The following is a 17,345-nucleotide window of genomic DNA, read 5'->3' as shown; positions in this document are numbered from 1 at the left end:
GTCGAAGACGGTAGGCTGGGCGCATGATCGCACTCGCCCTCGCCCCGCTCCTACTCGCCACCGCCCAGACGACCGCCCCCGAACCCGACGCCGCGACGCGGGCGCGGGTCGAACGCGTCCTGACGCAAGCACCGGTGATCGACGGGCATAACGACCTCGCCTGGGAATTGCGCACTTCCTATGACAGCGCGGTCGAGGCGGTGGATCTGACCCGCGACACCAGCAAGCTCGCCAAGCCGCTGCAGACCGACATCCCGCGCCTGCGCAAGGGCAAGGTCGGCGGGCAATTCTGGTCGCTCTACATCCCCGCCAGCCAGACCGGCGCGCAGGCGGTGCAGACCACGCTCGACCAGATCGACATCGTCCGGCGCGTGGTGCGCGCGCATCCCGACACGTTCATGCTGGCCCAGACCGCCGCCGATGTCCGCACGGCGCGGACGCAGGGCAAGATCGCGTCGCTGATGGGGATTGAGGGCGGACACCAGTTCGGCGGCCGCCTGTCGGTGCTGCGCCAGTTCCGCGAGCTTGGCGTGCTCTACATGACGCTGACCCACAGCAAGAGCCTGACCTGGGCCGATTCCTCCACCGACGCGGCGCGCGCGGGCGGGCTCACCCCCTTTGGCCGTCAGGTGATCGAAGAGATGAACCGCATCGGCATGATCGTCGATGTCAGCCATATTTCGGATGCGACGCTGGACGCGGTGCTCAATGTAACCAAGGCGCCAGTCATCGCATCGCACTCCTCCGCCCGTGCGATCGCCGATCGCCCGCGCAACATCCCCGACACGCTGCTGCGCCGGATCGCCGAAAATGGCGGCGTGGTGATGGTCAATTTCTACCCCGCCTTTCTCTCCACCGTGTGGAACGACTGGGACAATAAGCGGATCGCCTTCGCCAAGGCGAACGGCCTCACCACCGACCCGATCAAATGGCGCGACGTCCCCACGCTGGTCGCATGGGAGCGCGCCAATCCGCAGCCGCGCGTCGATGTTGGCACCGTCGCCGATCATGTCGATCATATCGCCAAGGTCGCGGGTCATGACCATGTCGGGATCGGCGCGGATTATGACGGGATCAGCGGCACCGGCCCCGAAGCGATGAAGGGCGTCGACAGCTACCCGCTGCTGTTCGCCGAACTCGCCCGACGCGGCTGGAGCGACGCGGACCTCGCCAAGCTGTCACAGGGCAATGTCCTGCGCGCGATGGAAGCGGTCGAAGCCACCGCCCGCGCCATGGCCGCCACCCCGCCCGCGAACGCAAACGATCCGGGCTGACGGGCGACGGGGCTGCGGTCGCATCCACCGGAAACGGGCGGTCTTGGAGTAGTTTCAACGGGCTCATGTCTGTTGGCGTCATCGTGGAAATGGCCTGATTGGGGTCACGCCCTAGATCTGTCTGGTGGCCAGGCCGCCGATAAACCGGGCCAGCCGGTCGTTGAACCACTCGGCCTGCTCCAGCATCACGGCATGGCCTGTGGCCGGCACCTGCTCGATCCGTGCCCCGGCGATTGCGGCGGACACGTCGCGCTGATGGTGCAGTGGGACGGGCTGGTCTTCCTCCCCCGCAATGACGAGCACCGGCGCGGCGATCTGCTTCAACTCGTCCCGCACCGATCCCCGGAGCGCAGAAGCCGCCGCCGCGCGGACAATCGATTTGGGTAGCGCATCGACCACCGCGCGCCATCGCGCAATCACATCGGCGCGCGCCGGATCGGCAAGGATCGTGCGGCCAAACAGGATCTGCATCATCCGCGGCGCGAGCGGGCCGACCCCGGCCAGCGTGACCAGCGCGATCATCGCCGCATAGGCCGGCAGTTTGCGCCAGCTTTCCGCATCCGCGCTGACCCCGACCAGCGTCAGCGAGCGCACCAGCGCCGGATGCAGGGCGCTGAGCCGGAGCGCGATGAACGCACCCATCGAAAAGCCGACCACATGTGCGCCGTCGGGCGCGAGCCGATGCAGCAGTTCGGCGGCATCCTCTGCCAGCGAGTCCAGCCCCAGCCCGCCCTTGCTATGCTCCGACCGACCCTGGCCGCGCAGGTCATAGGTGATCACGCGGTGCGTCTGGGCAAAATGGTCGCGCTGCGCCTGCCAGCTTTCACTTGCGAGCATCAGGCCGTGGATGAACAGGATCGTCTCGGGGCCAGCGCCCGTCTCCTCATAATGGAGACGGGCGCCGCGGATGGTGATGTCGGGCATGGGGAATACTCCCAGGCTGGAGGGGTTCAGAAGGTGAAGAAGACGCCGACACCGCCGCTCAGCTGATCGGCGCTGCCACCCTTGGCGACCACCGGGCTGTCGGCGAAATCGCCGAGCAGGCGGCGATAGCCGGCATTGGCGGCGAAGCCCCAATTGTCACCGATGCGGTAGCTGGCGGTCAGCTGGGCGCCGACATCCTTGAGTCCGCCCTTGGCGTTAAACGCCGTCAGGCCGCTGGCAATGCTGCCCGCCGGCGTGATGCTGTAATAGGTCGCGGCATAGTCGTCACTGGCATAGCTCGCGCCGACATCGACCATCACGCTCAGCCGTTCGCCGACCGTGGTGCTGTAGGTGGCGTTTGCAGAGACGACGAGGCCGTCATGCACATTGCTGACATCGTGGACGCCCTGAACGCCAAGGCGCAGCTTGTGCTTGTCGGCAATGTCGAAATTGACCGCACCGAACAGGCCGACCTCATAGGCGTCGTCGATGGTGCCGAGCCGGGCAACGGCGCGGTCCTTGATCGCGTCATCGCGGCCAAAGGTAAAGGCTGCGATCGGGCCGAATTCGAACGTCTGGCTGTTCAGGACATTGGCGCGGATGGCGGGACCTTCGACCGCGAGGTAACGCTCGCGGCACCATGACCACCGACCGCCCGGTGTTCATCGCCTCAGCCAGCAAGCTGCTGCTGGGAGCGACCGCCTGGCTGATGGTGGAGGACGGCCGGCTTGCCGCCGACACGCCGGTCAGCGCGCTGATCGACTTCTGGAGCAGGGATCCCGCCGACCCGCGCAGCCGGGTGACATTCGGCCAGCTCTTCGCCTTCACCTACGGGTTCAACGGCACGTCCGAGCAGCCAGGCTGCATCGGGAACGCCGCCTTCACCCTGCGCGGCTGCGTCCAGCAAATCCATGACGCGGGCCTCGACAGCGCGCCCGACCAGTCGTTCAACTATGGCAACGCACATATGCAGATTGCCGCGCTCGCCATGGTCGGACGGGAGGGCAAGAGTATCGATGCAATCATGCGCGAGCGGCTACTCGCCCCGCTCGGCGTCAGCGGCGAAACGCGCTACACGCTGGGAGCGGGCGACAATCCGACCTATTCGGGGGGCATGCGCTCGACCGGGGAGGATTATGCCCGCGTCCTCACCGCGATCCTGCGCGGCGACCTCTTCGCCAACCGCGCCGGGTTCCTCACCGACCGCGTTGGATCACGCCCCGTCGCGACCGTCCCGCCCGCGGTCAGCGGCAATGCGCTGGCCTGGCGCTATGGCTGGGGCTTCTGGAAGGAATGCGATGGTCCCGCCTATGTCCCGACCTGCGACAGCGCGCCGGTGATCTCCTCTGCCGGCGCGTTCGGGTTCACGCCATGGATCGACTTCGACAAGGGCTATTGGGCGATCCTCGTGATCGAAGAGCCGCTCAATCAGGGGTTCGACCCGGCCCAGCGCGCCATCGCGCTCGAGCAGGAGCTGCAACCGCTCATCGCCGAGGCATTGCGGCGGTAGCGACAGCGCGTACCGGTCTGATCGAAGGACCTTGGGAAAACCCGGCCCGTTGGCGCGGCCACCTTTCGGTTCTCCTGCCTCCGCGGCGCAAGCTGACTGCCCGCGGACATCAGGCGGCGATGGCATTCGACGCGGTCCCTGCTTTCATGGCGAACTTGCGAGCGCGGACCGGGAACGCGGCCCGGGCTCTTGAGCTGACAATCCTCTGCGCGACCAGGACAAACGAGACTCTGCAGGCGACCTGCAACGAGTTTGATCTTGAGCGGAGCGTGTGGACCGTGCCGGCGACCAGAACGAAGATGAGGAAGGAACACCGCATTCCGTTGAGCGAGCAGGCCGCGAATGTGGTCGGGCCGCTGATCGAAAGTTCCCCGCCGGGCGGGTTTGTATTTGCATCAGAAGTGCCCGGAAAGCCTCTATCGAATATGGCGATGCTCGCTCTGCTGCGTCGGATGAAATTGGGTGATCTGACGGTTCATGGTTTCAGATCCAGCTTCCGAGACTGGGCTGGCGAGTGCACCGATCATTCCGAAGCCGTTGCCGAAGCCGCCCTAGCGCATAGCGCAGGCAATTGCACGGTCAGAGCCTATCGACGCGGCGACGCATTCGAAAAGCGGCGAGCCTTGATGGTGGATTGGGCCGATTATTGCTCAAGCCACTAGCGGTCGCTTCGGAGTCAAGGCCAGACGGCAGCAGTGCGCCCCATGCGCGGTCGTTCGGCCGGCTCGATCGAACGCCCGTAAGCCGCCATTTGGCTTACCTCGCCAAGCCACTCGGCAAAGCCCTTGGTCTGCTGTAGCGACCCGCAATGAACACGCCCCCCGAACTTGCCATCCGCATGCAACGCGCACGCTTCAATCAGGCGTTGGCCGATGCGGACCTGGCGGCGATCGGGCCGTTGCTGGTGAAGGATGTGGTGCTCGTCGCCGGCACCGACAGCGCATTGATTTCGGGCCGCAACGCGCAGTTGATGGCATGGAAGCGCGAATTTGAGTCGCCCGACCGCGCAATCTATCGACGCAGTTCCGACTCAATAATCGTGTCCGAGATCGCACCGATCGCTTTCGAACATGGGGACTGGCACGGCACGACCGCACAGGGCGTGCTGCTGACGAGTGGGTGCTACACAGCCAAATGGCGGCGGGTCGGCGCAGACTGGCTGATCGAGGCGGAGCTTTACCTCACCCTGAGTTGAATGAGGAAGTCGACACTGACCGCAACGCCAGGCCGGACGGGGGCGGTGTTTGTTGGCGGCGACATCGCCGCGATCCGAACCGATTCTCGTGGGCGACCGGCGCATCCAAGAGGATGCGTGGCAGAAACTCAGCCCCCTGACCGAGTGGAGCATCGCCCGATTGCCCACCCCCCGGGTCGTGGCGGGTAGCATTGCCATTTCTCTTCAACCATCGCTTTTCAGTCCGCGGGGGCCTCACATCGGAAGTTGCGTTCGGCGATCGTCGAGCCGGCGCCGCGATACACTGCGCGCTGCGGATAAGCGCAGAGCGGCCGTTGCATGTCGATCTCGCCCGGTTCCTCGGGCGAGAAACGGGTGGCGACGATTCGCTCGGGTACCTCTCCACGCTCGGCCCATGCAATCAAGGCGGAGAGCAGGTCGTGCTTCGCGTCGGTCGACGGAGGGCGCGGCGGAATTCCAAGCGTCGTGTTGAATGCGTCGGGACCCATCCCGCCGCCACAATGCATCATGCCCGGCGCCAGGAAGAGGCGTGCACCCTTTGCCAAGCGACCCATCCCGCCCATCTGCGCTGCATGGCGATCAAAGAACGCGACCGACTGGCCCGGCGGGACCAGCGTATCGGCGAGCCCGTGGAACACGATCAGCTTGCCGCCCCGTTGCGTGAATGGGACCAGCGTGCTGCGCACCGCGTCGTTGACGACCGGGTCGAGCTGTGCGTCGACGATCGGCATATCGCGGTCGAAATCGAACCCCTTCCAGTCCCAGTTGGCGCCGAACACCCATTTGAACAGGCTGCCGAATGGCGGCTGGCCAGCAATGGGCTTTTGCAGGAAAGACCAGCCGAACGTGTCGGGCATTTCGCTCCCCGGCAGCCAGCCGAAGAAGGTCGGTTTGCCATTCCGGTCAGTCGGCCCGGAGTAGAAGGCACGCGCCGTCGCGACCTCGCCGTCGGTCAGGCAGGTCTCCGACGCCCCGGCCTTGCACTGCAAGGTCTGCGGATCGAAGCGGCACGCCATCGGATCGGTAATGAAGCGATCCCCCGCCAGTCCATGGCCCTGCCGCCAGCAGGCTGCGATTGCGGATTGGTTGAGCAGCTTGAGCTTTGCCTCGGACAACAATCGGCCCGGGGCGCGATTGGCGGCGGCATAGTTCCACAGCACTGCGGCATGGCCCCAGGTGCGGTTCATCACCGGCGCGCCGACCAGGATGCCGTCATAATCCTCGGGATAGTAGAGCGCCTCGATCAGTCCCATCTGCCCGCCGGTCGAGCAGCCGGTGTAATAGGAGCGGCGCGCGGCGCGGCCGTAGAAGGCAGCGGTAATCGCCTTGCCCGTCACCGTCATCGCGTGCGCGGATTGCCGCCCCCAATCGCGCCACTTGCGCGACTGACCGATCAGCGCGTCGCCCTCCAGCGGGGTGGCGGGCGCAGTCCCGGCGTCGGTCGTCGCGGTAGCAAAGCCGCGCCGCAGCCCCTCGACCATCCCCGAATAGCCGAGCGCAAAGGTGCCCGCGAACCCGCCGCTGCCATTGCCATGGAACACGCCGGCCCAATCGCTGGCGGGCAGCCACAGCTCGACACCGATGTCTGATCCCGGCTCCGACCGCACGCGCGCAACGACGCGACAAAAGCTGCGATATCCCGGCACCTCGCCGCTGACCGTCGTCTCGGCTGGCTTGGCCGGAACCAGCGTGGCACTGGAGATGCTGGTATCGCGGAGCTTCAGCATTGCCAGTGCGGCACAGCGCGCAGCGGGGTCGGAACTCTGGGCGGCTGCAGGTGCGGCCCAGCCAGCCGCGCCAAGTGCCACCGCCGTAACCAGGCAGCGGGTGTTCATCAGCTTCTGCATCATCAACGTGCCTCCGCCCGCCGGATCAGCCGCGCGAGCCACAGGAACAGCAACGCCGCGATCAGATACATCGGGGCGAGCGCGTAGAACGCCATCTGCAGCGAATGCCCGCCATAATCGGGGCGGAAGAAATCGCTCATCATGCCTACAAAGGTCGGGCCGAGGCCGAGCCCGATCAGGTTCATCACCAGCAGCAGCAGCGCCCCGGAGATCACCCGCGCACCCGGCGCAACCTCGCCCTGCACGAACGTGACGGTCGCAGGCAGGAAGAAGGAGTTGAGGAACAGCGGCACGAACAGCAGCGCCAGCGCGAGGGGCCAGCTGTCCACTGTCACGAAGCCGAGGAAGAAGGGCAAGGCGATCAGCAGCGAGAGGGCCGGAAGCGTCGCATAGGCCGCCTTGTTGCGCACCGCGAACCGGTCGATCAGCTTGCCCGACGCAAAGATGCCCGCGCCCATGCCGAGCCCCACCGCCAGCGCGTACCAGATCGCCACCTGATCCAGCGTCATCCCCTTCTCCCGCATCAGGAACAACGTCGCGAAATTGGCGAGGCCGTAGGTGATGAAGTTCGCCGCGCCGCTGGCCAGCGCCGCCACCGCGAGTAGCCTGTTGCCGAAGAACGCGAAGATCGTCTGGATGAAACCTTGCGCTGGCTCTGCCGCAGCCACCGGTGCGGGATCGAACCGGCCGCGCGGCGGCTCGGGGATCAGGAAATAGACCACCACCGCGGTTACAACACCAATCGCACCGACGACATAAAAGGGCACGCGCCAGTCGAACGCCGCCGCGAGCGATGCGCCGAACGCCACGCCCAGCGCCGATCCGATCGGCGGGCCGAGGTTGAAAATGCCCATCGCCGTCCCGCGCTGCTCGCGGGGGAAGCTGTCCGAGATGATCGCATAGGACGGTGGGACGCCGCCGGCCTCACCGACACCCACCGCCACGCGCGCCACCGCCAACTGTCCGTAGTTGGACGCCATGCCGCACGCGACCGTGGCGCCGCTCCACAGCCCACAGGCGAGCGAGAGCACCTTCACGCGATTGGTGCGGTCGGCGAGCCACCCCACCGGGATCGCGATGAAGCAATAGAAGAGCGCGAAGTAGAAGCCGGTGATGTAGCCGAGCTGGCTGTCGCTGATCTGCAAACTGTCCTGGATCGGCTTGGCGAGGATCGACACCAGCTGGCGATCGAGGAAGTTGAGGACATAGACGAAGCACAACATCCCCAGCACCAGCCCGCGAGGTGCGGCGCGTCCTCCCGCTTGCATCGCGTCGGTCGCCATCAGCCTGCACTCCCCTCATGCCTTGTTTCTTTATCGATCCAGCCCGGACGCCCCCGCCCGCCGCCCAGCCCGGCGGCGACCCGCTGCTTGAGCAATGCCGGCGGGCGGAACCGCTCACCATAGGCGTCGTGGAGGATTTCCTGCACCTGCAGGCACAGGTCGGATGTCACGACATCCATCATCGCGAACGGACCGATCGGATGACCGAGGCCAAGGCGGCACGCCGTATCGAGATCGGCGGGGGTCGCCACGCCCTCCTCCACCAGCTTGACCGCCTCGATCAGCAGCGCGTGGAGCATGCGGTTGACCGCGAACCCGGCAACGTCGCGGACGCGCACCGGCTGCTTGCCGATGTCGCGCATGATTTCCGTGACCGCATCCGCAATCGCCACGTCGGTCGCAAAGCCGGAGATGACCTCAACGAGCTGCATCCGCGACACCGGCGAAAAGTAATGCGTGCCGATGAACCGCGCGCGCCGATCTGGCGTCAGAAACCCGGCGAGCGTCGAGATCGGCAAAGTCGAGGTATTGGTCGCGAAGATGCACGACGGGGCGCAGATCCGGTCCAGCGCGCGCCACACATCGGCCTTGGTCTCGAGGGCTTCGTATACTGCCTCGGTCACGATCGCGCAGTCGCGCATCGCGTCGAGGCTGGTGACCGGCGCGATCCGGGCCAGCGCCGCATCGGCGGCTTCGTGCGCATAGGTCCCGCGCGCCACGCCCTTGTCGAGCACCCCGCGCAACCGCCCAATGGCGCGATCCAGCATTTCCGCGCTGCGGTCGTGCAGCAGCACCTCATGCCCGGCGAGCGCGAAGACCAGCGCAATCTCCGCCCCCATCAGGCCCGCACCGACGACGCCCGCCTTCATGCCACGGCTCCCGCAGAAACATCCGAAGCGCGCGCGCGCCAGTGCTGCGCCTGTTCGATATACCAGGGCAGCACTTCGGGGGGCGCGGTAGCATCGGGGCTGACCACCTTCGCGACCGGCCAGCCGGCGAACAGGCGCTTGATCGGCAGTTCCTGCTTCTTGCCGGACAAGGTCCGCGGAATGCCCGGCGCGGCGATCACGCGATCCGGCACGAAGCGCGGGGACAAACTGGTGCGGATCGCCGCTGCAATCGCCGCCACCATCGCCGCATCGACCGCGCATCCGGCGGCCGGGACGACGAACAGGATCAGCTGGCTATCCCCCTGCGGGGTTTCGAGGTCGATCAGCATTGTGTCGGCCACCTGTGGCAGCTGTTCGACTGCCGAGTAAATCTCCGCCGTGCCCATGCGCACGCCATGCCGGTTGATCGTCGCGTCGCTGCGCCCGGAAATTGTGCAGCTGCCATCGTTGCCGATCGTCAGCCAGTCGCCATGCCGCCAAACACCGGGCCAGGTCGCGAAATAGGAGTCGTGATAGCGGCCGCCGTCGGCATCGCCCCAGAAATAGAGCGGCATGCTCGGGAACGGGCGTGTACAGACCAGTTCGCCTACTTCATCCACGACCGGGCGTCCCTGCTCGTCCCATGCCTCGATCGCCGCGCCCAGATGGCGGCATTGCAGCCGGCCGGGCGTGTCGGGCAGTTCGGGATTGCCGGCCATGAAGGCCGCGGCGATCTCGGTCCCGCCGCTGACATTGCACCACCAGATGTCGGGTCGGCCCAGCTGCGCGAATTGCGCACTGCCCCAGCGCTGGACTTCGGGTGGTAGTGGCGAGCCGGTGCTCCCGATTGCCCGAATATGCTCGACGCCGGGGATGCGGGTGACGTCGATCCCGGCCTTCCGACAGCTGGCGAAGAACGCCGCGCCGGCGCCGAACCAGGTGACGCCGCTGCGGGCAGCGAAATACCACAGCCGCGTCCAGTCGGGATCGGCCTTGGTCCCGCTCGGCGATCCGTCGAACAGGCAGATCGTCGTACCGCTCAGCAACCCGCCGACCTGGATGTTCCACATCACCCAGCCGCTGGCGCTGTACCAGTGAAAGCGCTCGCCGAAATTGTTGGGCGCGTAGCTTGGACCGAGATCGAAGTGCAGCCGGCCGGCGGCAGTCGCGACCAGCACCCCGCCATGGCCATGAACGATCGCCTTGGGCAGGCCGGTGGTGCCGCTGGAATAAAGGATCCACAGCGGATGATCGAACGGCAGCCATTCCGGCTCGAACGCAACGACCGCAGCGTCATCGCGCGAAAGGGTGGCCGCAAAGTCGATGGCACCGGATACCTCGCCCGTGGCACAGCCGCTGGTGACGAGGAAGATGCTCTCCACACTAGGAAGCTGTGCGCGCAGTTCCTGAACCGCCGTAGCGCGATCCAGTGGCCTGCCTGCGTAGAAGACCCCGTCGACCGCGATCAGCGCCTTTGGCGCGGTCTGCCGCCAGCGATCGAGCACCGCGTTGGTGCCCATGTCCGGCGAGCACAGGGTCCAGATCGCACCGATGCTGGCACAGGCGAGCAGGCCGATTACGGCCGCCGGGATATTGGGCAGATAGGCTGCGACGCGGTCCCCCGGCGCGATCCCGCGCGCGCGCAGAGTAAGGGCGAGTGCGGCGGACTGGCGGCGCAGCTCCGCCCAGCTCAGCGTGACGCGGTTCCCGCGTTCGTCAACGGCGACGATTGCGGGCTGTCCCGCCGCGTCCGCCGCATCTGCATGGCGGAACACGTGCCGCGCATAGTTGACCTGCGCGCCGTCGAACCAGCGCGCCCCCGGCATCGCCTCGTCGCTTAGCGCCGCCGTGAACGGCGTTGGCGATTCGATGCCGTCAAACTCCCAGATGCTGCGCCAGAACCCGTCCAGATCCTCGACCGACCAGCGATACAGATCCTCGTAACGCGCAAAGGTTCGACCCTGAGTCTGTGCCAGCCAGTCACGATAGAGCCGAATTTGCGGCACAGGCCGGATCGGAGGGACGCTGGCACCGTTCATCAAAAGCCAAACCTTGTTGCTATTCATGCAGTGAGCAGGCGGCGTCCCGTGCGAGACGCCGCCCGCCAACGATCAGAAGGATGTGCGCAGGCTCATCGCCGCGTAGCGACCGATCGCGTTGTAAGCGCCGCCGATGCCATCGGTGCCCGGGAAGAAGGGCGGCGTCGCGTCGAACAGGTCGTTGACCTGCAGCCCCAGCTCCAGCCCCTTGGCAAAGGCCAGATCGGGCAGCCGCACCGTCATGCGCAGGTCGACCGTCGTATAGCCTTCGGCCTCATACAGCGCCGCCCCGGTCGGCGTCGCATAGGATGCCGTCACGCCGCTGCGATGGTTGACAAAATTGACGAAGGTCACCGGCCCCGCGGTAAAGCCGAGCGTGGTGCGCAGCGTCGTGCGCGGAATGCCGGCATCCAGCGAATTGCTCACCGCCGAGGTTGGCGACAGCTGGTTGCGGTAGTTCAGAATGTAATTGCCCGCGACCCCGCCGAAGACCGTGCCGAAGCCGACATCGTGGCGATAACGCAGATCGAAATCGATCCCGTTGGTCTCCCGCACCCCGAAATTGCCCTGGCGCAGGTCGAGGATGTTGCCGATCGTCGGCACCGCGGCAAAGGTGTAGAAGAACGGCACCGTGTTGGCGATCGCCGCGCTCACCTGAGCCGGGGTGGGGTTGCGCAGGACGCGTGAGGCGAAGGTCGGATCGCTGAACAACAGCGCGCCCAGCCCCGACGGCGTCCCGATCACATTGTCATAATGGATGTCGTAAAAGGTGACGCTGGCGGTCAGGTTCGGGATCGCCTTGGGCCGCAGATCGATGCCTGCGGACCAGGTCCGCGCGGTTTCCGGCGTCAGCGCCTGATTGCCGCCGAACAGCAGGATCGTGTTGACCTGTGCCGCACCGCGCGACGGATCGCGCGCGCCGAACGCATCGACCAGGGCTGCGGCTGAGTAATAGGACCCGACCGTCGAGCCGAGATCGCGCAGACCCGGCGCGCGGAACGACCGGCCATAGCTGCCGCGCAGGTTGATGCCCTCGACCGGTTCCCAGGTCAGCCCGATCTTGGGATTGCTGGTCGATCCGAAGTCGCTGTAATCGTCAAAGCGGCCTGAGAGCGACAGCGCGAGGCTGTGCATCCCTGCAGTCGCATTCCCCTCGCCAAAGATCGGCACGAACAGCTCGCCATAGAGCGACTTGACGTTGCGCTCGAGATCCTCGGGGAACCCCACCCCGCCGCTCTGGCCACGCTGGCGATAGGTTTCGCGACGATATTCGGCACCGACCGCGATCTTGAGTTCACCACCCGGCAGATCGGCGAGCGGACCGTCGACCTTGACCGCCCCGATGCGCGTGCGCTGGCGGTTGTCGAAAGTGGTCGGGTTGTTGAGGATCGCCGCACGCACCGCCGGGCTCGTGCCGTAACCGAACGGGTCGAGCGCGGTCGCGGTCGTCGTGCCCGCAGCGGCTGCGGTCAGCGCGGTGGTGTTGATCCCGGGCTGGAAGGTGTCGTTGCGCGAGAAGTTGAACGAGCCATAGACGCTCGCCTTGAAGTTGCCCGGCAGGTCGATATCGACGCCCGCCGTCGCATTGCCGCTGCGCACGCGGAAGGTCTGGTCGAAATGATCCGCACCAACCAGCCGATCCGGACGGAAATCGAAATAACCGAATACCGATCCCGTCCCCGGCGGCGCGCGGAAAAACGGGTTGGCGGCGGTGATCAGGACGAAGGTCTGCCCCGGCAGCGCGGCCTGAACCACATCGCGGCGGTCCGAATAGAGGAAGTCGGCCCATAGCGTGACCCCATCCGCCAGATCCTGCCGCGCCGACACGAATGCGCTGTGCGTGCGGTTCTGGGGCAGCAAATCGACCGGCCCGCGCGGGTCGCAGGTGTTGAGGCCCGGCGCGAGGCTGGGCGCGGCATATATGGTGCCGGCGAACAGATTGACGTTGGCATCGGGGCACACCGCCGAACGCGTGTCGATGCCGCCCACTGCACGGAAATCGAGCGAGCGATAGCTGCGATCGGCACCGGTGATGTTGCTGTTGTCCTGATATTGGTAGGCGGCGACGAATGATCCGCTGCCCCAGTCATGGCCGAAGGCGAGACCCGCGTTGAACGCGTTGTAATCGTCGGCGATGCCATAGCGGACAATCGCCTCCACACCCTTGATCCGCCGACGGGTGATGAAGTTGACGACACCGGCAACGGCTTCGGATCCGTAAATGGCGGACGCGCCATCGGCGACGATCTCGACCCGCTCGATCGCGAGTTCAGGGATGAACGGATAGTCCGGATTGGTCTGCTGCGTGCTGCCGGAGATCAGGCGGTGCCCGTTCATCAGCGGAAGCGTCGCGGCGGTCGGCAGGCCGCGCAGACCCGGCGCGAACGAGCCGAGACCGTTGTTGCTGACGCGCGGCGCGGTATTGAAGCTGTTGAGCTGCGGCACGGTGGCGAGCAGTTCGGGCGTGCTCGCCGCACCGATGAGCTTCGCATCCTCACGCGTCACGCTGATCAGACCGGAGCCGGTGGGCGGGATGCCGCGGATGCTCGACCCGGTGATGACCACCTCGGTCGACTCTTCCGCATCGGTCTGCGCGGCGGCTTCGGTCGTTTGCGCATAGGCGGCCGCAGGTGCGGCCAGCAGCGTGATCGCCAGGGCGGAACGCGCCAAGAGCTGTGCACGGTGCCCAAATTGAACGGTTCGGATCGACATGACCTGTATCCCCTCCTTGATCTATTCGCGTTGCGGCTTTGCCGCCGCCGGGCTGCGCCGACTTGAACCCTTGCTTATGGTCTGACACAGCGCGTGGTAAGCGCATTGGCGGACATCACTGTGTCCCTACCGGACATGCGCAACGGGAGGATGCGACGATGGCAAAGGCGGACGACGGCGGCGCGGCGCTGGATCGCAACCCACGTGCGGGCTTTCCCTCGCTCAACCAGCGCAGCTTTGCGCCATTCAAGATCGCTACGGTGATCGACACAGTCGCAGATCGCGGGATCGGTGCAGAGACCGTGCTCGACCGCACCGGGCTGACGTTAGCAGAGGTGCGTGATCCGCACACCATGACCTCAATCGGCCAGTATCTCACCGCCTGCGAGAACATCGTCGCCGCCGGGGCGAGTTATGCTGACGCGTTTGCGATCGGCGCGCGGCTGCATCTCTCGGCCTATGGCATGTATGGCTACGCCCTCATGTGTTCGCCGACGATGCGCGACTTTTTCGACTTTGCCGTGCGCTACCAGCCCCTCGCTACGCCGACCGTCCGCCTCGAATGGCGCGCCGAGAGCGACCGCGCGATCTGGCAATTCCGCGAAATCTATCGCGACGTGATGAGCAGCGACGTGCGTACCTTCCTCGTCCGCCAGCAGATGAAGATGACCTTCACCCATATCCGCGACACCGCCGGCGCCGACAATCTGCCCGTGCGCGCGCTGTTCGCGCTGCCCGAGGACGCGTTCGCGCCGGACGATGCGAAAGCGCTGTCCTGCCCCTGCTCCTATGGCGAGGCGGCAAATGAGCTTCACTATCCAATTGGCATTCTCGACCAGACCCCGGAGCTGGGGAACCGGCTGACCCGGACGATGCTGGAGGAAACGTGCGAGCGACTGATCGGTCAGGCGCGCATCTCGTCGGGTCTGTCGGGCGAAGTCTATCAACTGCTGCTGAACGCGCCGAGCGAATTTCCGTCGATGACCGCGATCGCCGCGCAGTTGGGGATGCAGGAGCGAACCCTGCGGCGTCGTCTTGCGGCAGAGGACACCAGCTATGGTGCGATCGTCGACGATGTCCGCCGCAAACTGGCGATCGAATATCTGCAGACGACCCGGATGAGCGTCGACGACGTAGCATGGAAGGTGGGCTTCAGCGACAGCGCGAATTTGCGCCGCGCGGTACGGCGCTGGACCGGAAAGACGATCAGCGCATTGCGCGCGAGCACCTAGCCCCTAACTGCGAGCAGGGCTCAATAGGGGCCAGCCGAGCCGAAGTGCGTCGCTACGGCGAGCCTACACGCAACGGAAACTACGCCATTGAATACACCCGGGGTTATGTCAGCAATCACGGCTCGGGCAACCAAAACCAGACTGACAGCTTCCGGCCCTATTCCGTTGAAATCGTCTGAGCTGTCGTCACTCATTCGAATTCGATCGTCGAACCGCGTCCGGTCATCATTCCCTCCATTCTCTACTTGAATAAGACGGACGAGCGCCGTCTGACCGCAGTTCAGGAGCCTGTGCTTGGTGCGACTCGACCGCCGATACGAGACCGTGCTTCGGTGGCGACGTGCAGCGGGCGATAGAGCGCGGTCGCGCCGCGCGCGAGGCGCTAGGCAACCTACATCTCGCGAGCCAATGCAGCGCTCGCTGAGCTGCACGTTTTGTGGAAAGCTTCTTTGATCCACCATCCGGCGGTGGGTCGACCGGCTTAAACCGGCGCGTGCGAGAACTGCGGGGAGGCCGAGGATACGCCTGGCGGCTTTCCAAAGAGCCTCCTGGTAATCGTCCGAGAGAGATCGGTCACCGTGACCGCCGAACTTAGTCCGCCAAATCCCACCCCTTGCTTCCCGGGAAGCTTTGCCAATCCGGCAGTGTCCATGAGAAGCTGCAGAAATCCGGCGCCAAGTTTATGACTGGAAATATGACCGATGCAGAAAATCGAGAAAAAAGGGAATAAAATCAATTGCGGGTGGTGGAGCTGAGGGGAATCGAACCCCTGACCTCTGCAGTGCGATTGCAGCGCTCTCCCATCTGAGCTACAGCCCCACTCCACCTCCCGACACCGCCGGAAGGCGGTTCGTCTAGCTTTCCTCTGCCCGCTTTGCAACGGCCATCGCGTGGATTTTCCGGTGGCCCGGTCCCTGCCCCCGCTCGTCGCACAGGCACCCCGGCAGGTCGGAACAAGCCCCGCAACTCGTTCATTTTTTTGTCGTGGGGCAGGCGGATGGCGCTTGCCCGGAAACCGGCAGGATGAGGAGGAGCCAATGGGCTACGAACCCTATCGCAACGATAATCGCAATGACTGGGGCGTGAGCGACCGCAGTTCGTCGCGCAGTTCCAGCTATGGCTATGGCTACGACCCGGATCGCGACCGCAGCCGGTCAAGCGCGCGGGAATATTACGCCCAGGATGAGCGCGGCCGGGGCGATCGCAGTCACGACCGCTATGGTGCGCGCAGTGGTCACGACTATGACGATCGCTACACCAGCGGCAGCCGCGGCCATCGCAACCAATATGACGAAGGTCGCAGCGGTCGCGGACGCGGCCCCGAAGGCTACAGCTATGACGATCGCGGCTTTTTCGACCGCGCGGGCGACGAAGTCCGCTCCTGGTTCGGCGACGACGAAGCAGAGCGCCGCCGCGAAGCGGATGCACGTTATGACGCCCGCTATGGCAATGATGGCCGTGACGACGACTATCATGGCTGGCGCCGCCGCCAGATCGAGGATCTCGACCGCGACTATCACGAATATCGCCGCGAAAATCAGACGCGGTTCGAACACGAATTCGGCGCCTGGCGCACCGAGCGTCAGGGGCAGCGCAGTTCGCTCGCCCGCGTGACGGAGCATATGGAAGTGGTTGGTTCCGACGCCGCGCATGTCGGCACGGTCGACAAAGTGCGCGGCGACCGCATCGTTCTGACCAAGAGCGATCCCGATGCCGGCGGCCATCACCATTCGATCCCCTCGCGCTGGATCGAGTCGGTCGACGACAAGGTGACGATCCGCAAGACGGCGGACGAAGCCAAGGCCGCGTGGCGCGACGAAGACCGCAGCGGCGCGATGTTCGGTGAGCGCGAGAGCGACGACAATCGCGGCCCGCATTACCTCAATCGCAGCACTTCCGGCACCTACTGACCGGGACTCCCAGGCGGAGCCGGTTCGCCGGTCCGCCCCCTTTGGCCCGGGTGGCGACACCCGGGCCTTTTCGCGTCAGACAGGGATCGGCTCGGCCGAAAGGATCTCGATCGCCTCGCTGCGCCCGCCGAAATCGACGCGCTCGCCCACCTCCGCGCCAAGCATCGCGGCGGCGAGCGGAGCCTGGAACGCGATGCGGTCCTGCGCGGGGTCGGCCTCGTCATGGCCGACAATATCGATCGACCGCGCGCGCCCGTTCAGGCGAAAGCCAACGCGCGATCCGATCGCGACCATATCCGCCTCCGGCACCGGCGCGCGTTGCGCCGTGGTCTGGCGCGTATGCCAATAGCGCAGGTCACGCAGCAGCGGCGCACGTGCCTCCTCGCCCTCGATGCTATCGAGCTGCGCCTCAAGCGCACGCACCCGTTCATCGATCAACGCCAGCCCGCGCGCGGTTACCAGATTGGGGCCGGTCGGGATCGGCAGCTCGAACCGGGGTTCCTTATGTTCCTCGTCGCTTTCGCGGCGGAATGCGACACTCATTCAACCA

15 protein-coding genes and 1 tRNA gene are annotated in these 17,345 nt (G+C 65.7%); 6 read left to right on the top strand and 10 right to left on the bottom strand.

Annotated features, from left to right (window positions below; all coding sequences use genetic code 11):
- Window positions 1-23: 23 nt before the first annotated feature.
- Complete coding sequence (locus tag ACRYLO_RS18590; RefSeq protein ID WP_482661534.1) at window positions 24-1,274, top strand: dipeptidase; 1,251 nt, start codon at window positions 24-26, stop codon at window positions 1,272-1,274.
- A gap of 111 nt (window positions 1,275-1,385) precedes the next feature.
- On the opposite strand, the gene ACRYLO_RS18585 is transcribed toward ACRYLO_RS18590, so the two are convergent.
- Both ACRYLO_RS18585 and ACRYLO_RS18580 read right to left on the bottom strand, forming a co-directional pair.
- Window positions 1,386-2,198 carry an alpha/beta fold hydrolase gene (locus ACRYLO_RS18585; RefSeq protein ID WP_482661533.1) on the bottom strand — a complete coding sequence of 271 codons (813 nt, stop codon included), beginning with the start codon at window positions 2,196-2,198 and terminating at the stop codon, window positions 1,386-1,388.
- 26 nt (window positions 2,199-2,224) lie between these two features.
- The gene (locus ACRYLO_RS18580; protein ID WP_482661779.1) at window positions 2,225-2,755 is read right to left on the bottom strand and encodes a MipA/OmpV family protein; all 531 of its coding nucleotides are present in this window, start codon (window positions 2,753-2,755) and stop codon (window positions 2,225-2,227) included.
- Window positions 2,756-2,838: 83 nt separating this feature from the next.
- On the opposite strand from ACRYLO_RS18580, the gene ACRYLO_RS18575 reads away from it, so the two are divergent.
- The 3 genes from ACRYLO_RS18575 (at window position 2,839) to ACRYLO_RS18565 (ending at window position 4,903) form a co-directional block, all read left to right on the top strand.
- Window positions 2,839-3,708 carry a serine hydrolase domain-containing protein gene (locus ACRYLO_RS18575; RefSeq protein WP_482661532.1) on the top strand — a complete coding sequence of 290 codons (870 nt, stop codon included), beginning with the start codon at window positions 2,839-2,841 and terminating at the stop codon, window positions 3,706-3,708.
- 119 nt (window positions 3,709-3,827) lie between these two features.
- Window positions 3,828-4,370, top strand: coding sequence for a tyrosine-type recombinase/integrase (locus ACRYLO_RS18570; RefSeq protein WP_482661531.1), 543 nt, complete (start codon window positions 3,828-3,830; stop codon window positions 4,368-4,370).
- 146 nt (window positions 4,371-4,516) lie between these two features.
- Window positions 4,517-4,903, top strand: coding sequence for a DUF4440 domain-containing protein (locus ACRYLO_RS18565; protein WP_482661530.1), 387 nt, complete (start codon window positions 4,517-4,519; stop codon window positions 4,901-4,903).
- A gap of 218 nt (window positions 4,904-5,121) precedes the next feature.
- Here the strand turns inward: ACRYLO_RS18565 and ACRYLO_RS18560 are convergent, their stop codons facing one another.
- The 5 genes from ACRYLO_RS18560 to ACRYLO_RS18540 form a co-directional block, all read right to left on the bottom strand.
- Entirely contained in the window at window positions 5,122-6,792 is a 1,671-nt protein-coding gene (locus tag ACRYLO_RS18560) for a tannase/feruloyl esterase family alpha/beta hydrolase (protein ID WP_482661529.1), read from the bottom strand.
- Window positions 6,753-8,033 carry a spinster family MFS transporter gene (locus ACRYLO_RS18555; protein ID WP_482661528.1) on the bottom strand — a complete coding sequence of 427 codons (1,281 nt, stop codon included), beginning with the start codon at window positions 8,031-8,033 and terminating at the stop codon, window positions 6,753-6,755. The genes ACRYLO_RS18560 and ACRYLO_RS18555 overlap by 40 nt, the downstream gene beginning before the upstream one ends.
- The gene (locus tag ACRYLO_RS18550) at window positions 8,033-8,902 is read right to left on the bottom strand and encodes a 3-hydroxyacyl-CoA dehydrogenase family protein (RefSeq protein ID WP_482661527.1); all 870 of its coding nucleotides are present in this window, start codon (window positions 8,900-8,902) and stop codon (window positions 8,033-8,035) included. The genes ACRYLO_RS18555 and ACRYLO_RS18550 overlap by 1 nt, the downstream gene beginning before the upstream one ends.
- Window positions 8,899-10,941: an acetoacetate--CoA ligase gene (locus tag ACRYLO_RS18545; protein WP_482661526.1), complete on the bottom strand. Its 2,043-nt coding sequence runs from the start codon at window positions 10,939-10,941 to the stop codon at window positions 8,899-8,901. Before ACRYLO_RS18545 ends, ACRYLO_RS18550 begins: the two co-directional genes overlap by 4 nt.
- Before the next feature lie 72 nt (window positions 10,942-11,013).
- Window positions 11,014-13,611: a TonB-dependent receptor plug domain-containing protein gene (locus tag ACRYLO_RS18540; RefSeq protein WP_482661525.1), complete on the bottom strand. Its 2,598-nt coding sequence runs from the start codon at window positions 13,609-13,611 to the stop codon at window positions 11,014-11,016.
- A 200-nt stretch (window positions 13,612-13,811) separates the two neighbouring features.
- On the opposite strand from ACRYLO_RS18540, the gene ACRYLO_RS18535 reads away from it, so the two are divergent.
- Window positions 13,812-14,885: an AraC family transcriptional regulator gene (locus ACRYLO_RS18535; RefSeq protein WP_482661524.1), complete on the top strand. Its 1,074-nt coding sequence runs from the start codon at window positions 13,812-13,814 to the stop codon at window positions 14,883-14,885.
- Between the two features lie 20 nt (window positions 14,886-14,905).
- Here ACRYLO_RS18535 and ACRYLO_RS18530 read toward each other — a convergent pair whose 3' ends face one another.
- A complete protein-coding gene (locus ACRYLO_RS18530; RefSeq protein WP_482661778.1) occupies window positions 14,906-15,406 on the bottom strand; it encodes a helix-turn-helix transcriptional regulator in 501 nt (166 codons plus the stop codon).
- 222 nt (window positions 15,407-15,628) lie between these two features.
- A tRNA-Ala gene (locus tag ACRYLO_RS18525) sits at window positions 15,629-15,704 on the bottom strand.
- Window positions 15,705-15,922: 218 nt separating this feature from the next.
- Here ACRYLO_RS18525 and ACRYLO_RS18520 point away from each other — a divergent pair.
- Window positions 15,923-16,795 carry a DUF2171 domain-containing protein gene (locus ACRYLO_RS18520; RefSeq protein ID WP_482661523.1) on the top strand — a complete coding sequence of 291 codons (873 nt, stop codon included), beginning with the start codon at window positions 15,923-15,925 and terminating at the stop codon, window positions 16,793-16,795.
- Window positions 16,796-16,870: 75 nt separating this feature from the next.
- On the opposite strand, the gene ACRYLO_RS18515 is transcribed toward ACRYLO_RS18520, so the two are convergent.
- Window positions 16,871-17,338, bottom strand: a complete 468-nt coding sequence (locus ACRYLO_RS18515; RefSeq protein WP_482661522.1) for a GreA/GreB family elongation factor — start codon at window positions 17,336-17,338, stop codon at window positions 16,871-16,873.
- Between the last annotated feature and the right edge of the window lie 7 nt (window positions 17,339-17,345).

This window comes from Sphingomonas sp. SDUR79 (assembly GCF_056821745.1).
The sequence above is the reverse complement of the archived record's forward strand: the minus strand, read 5'-3'. Positions and strand labels throughout refer to the sequence as shown.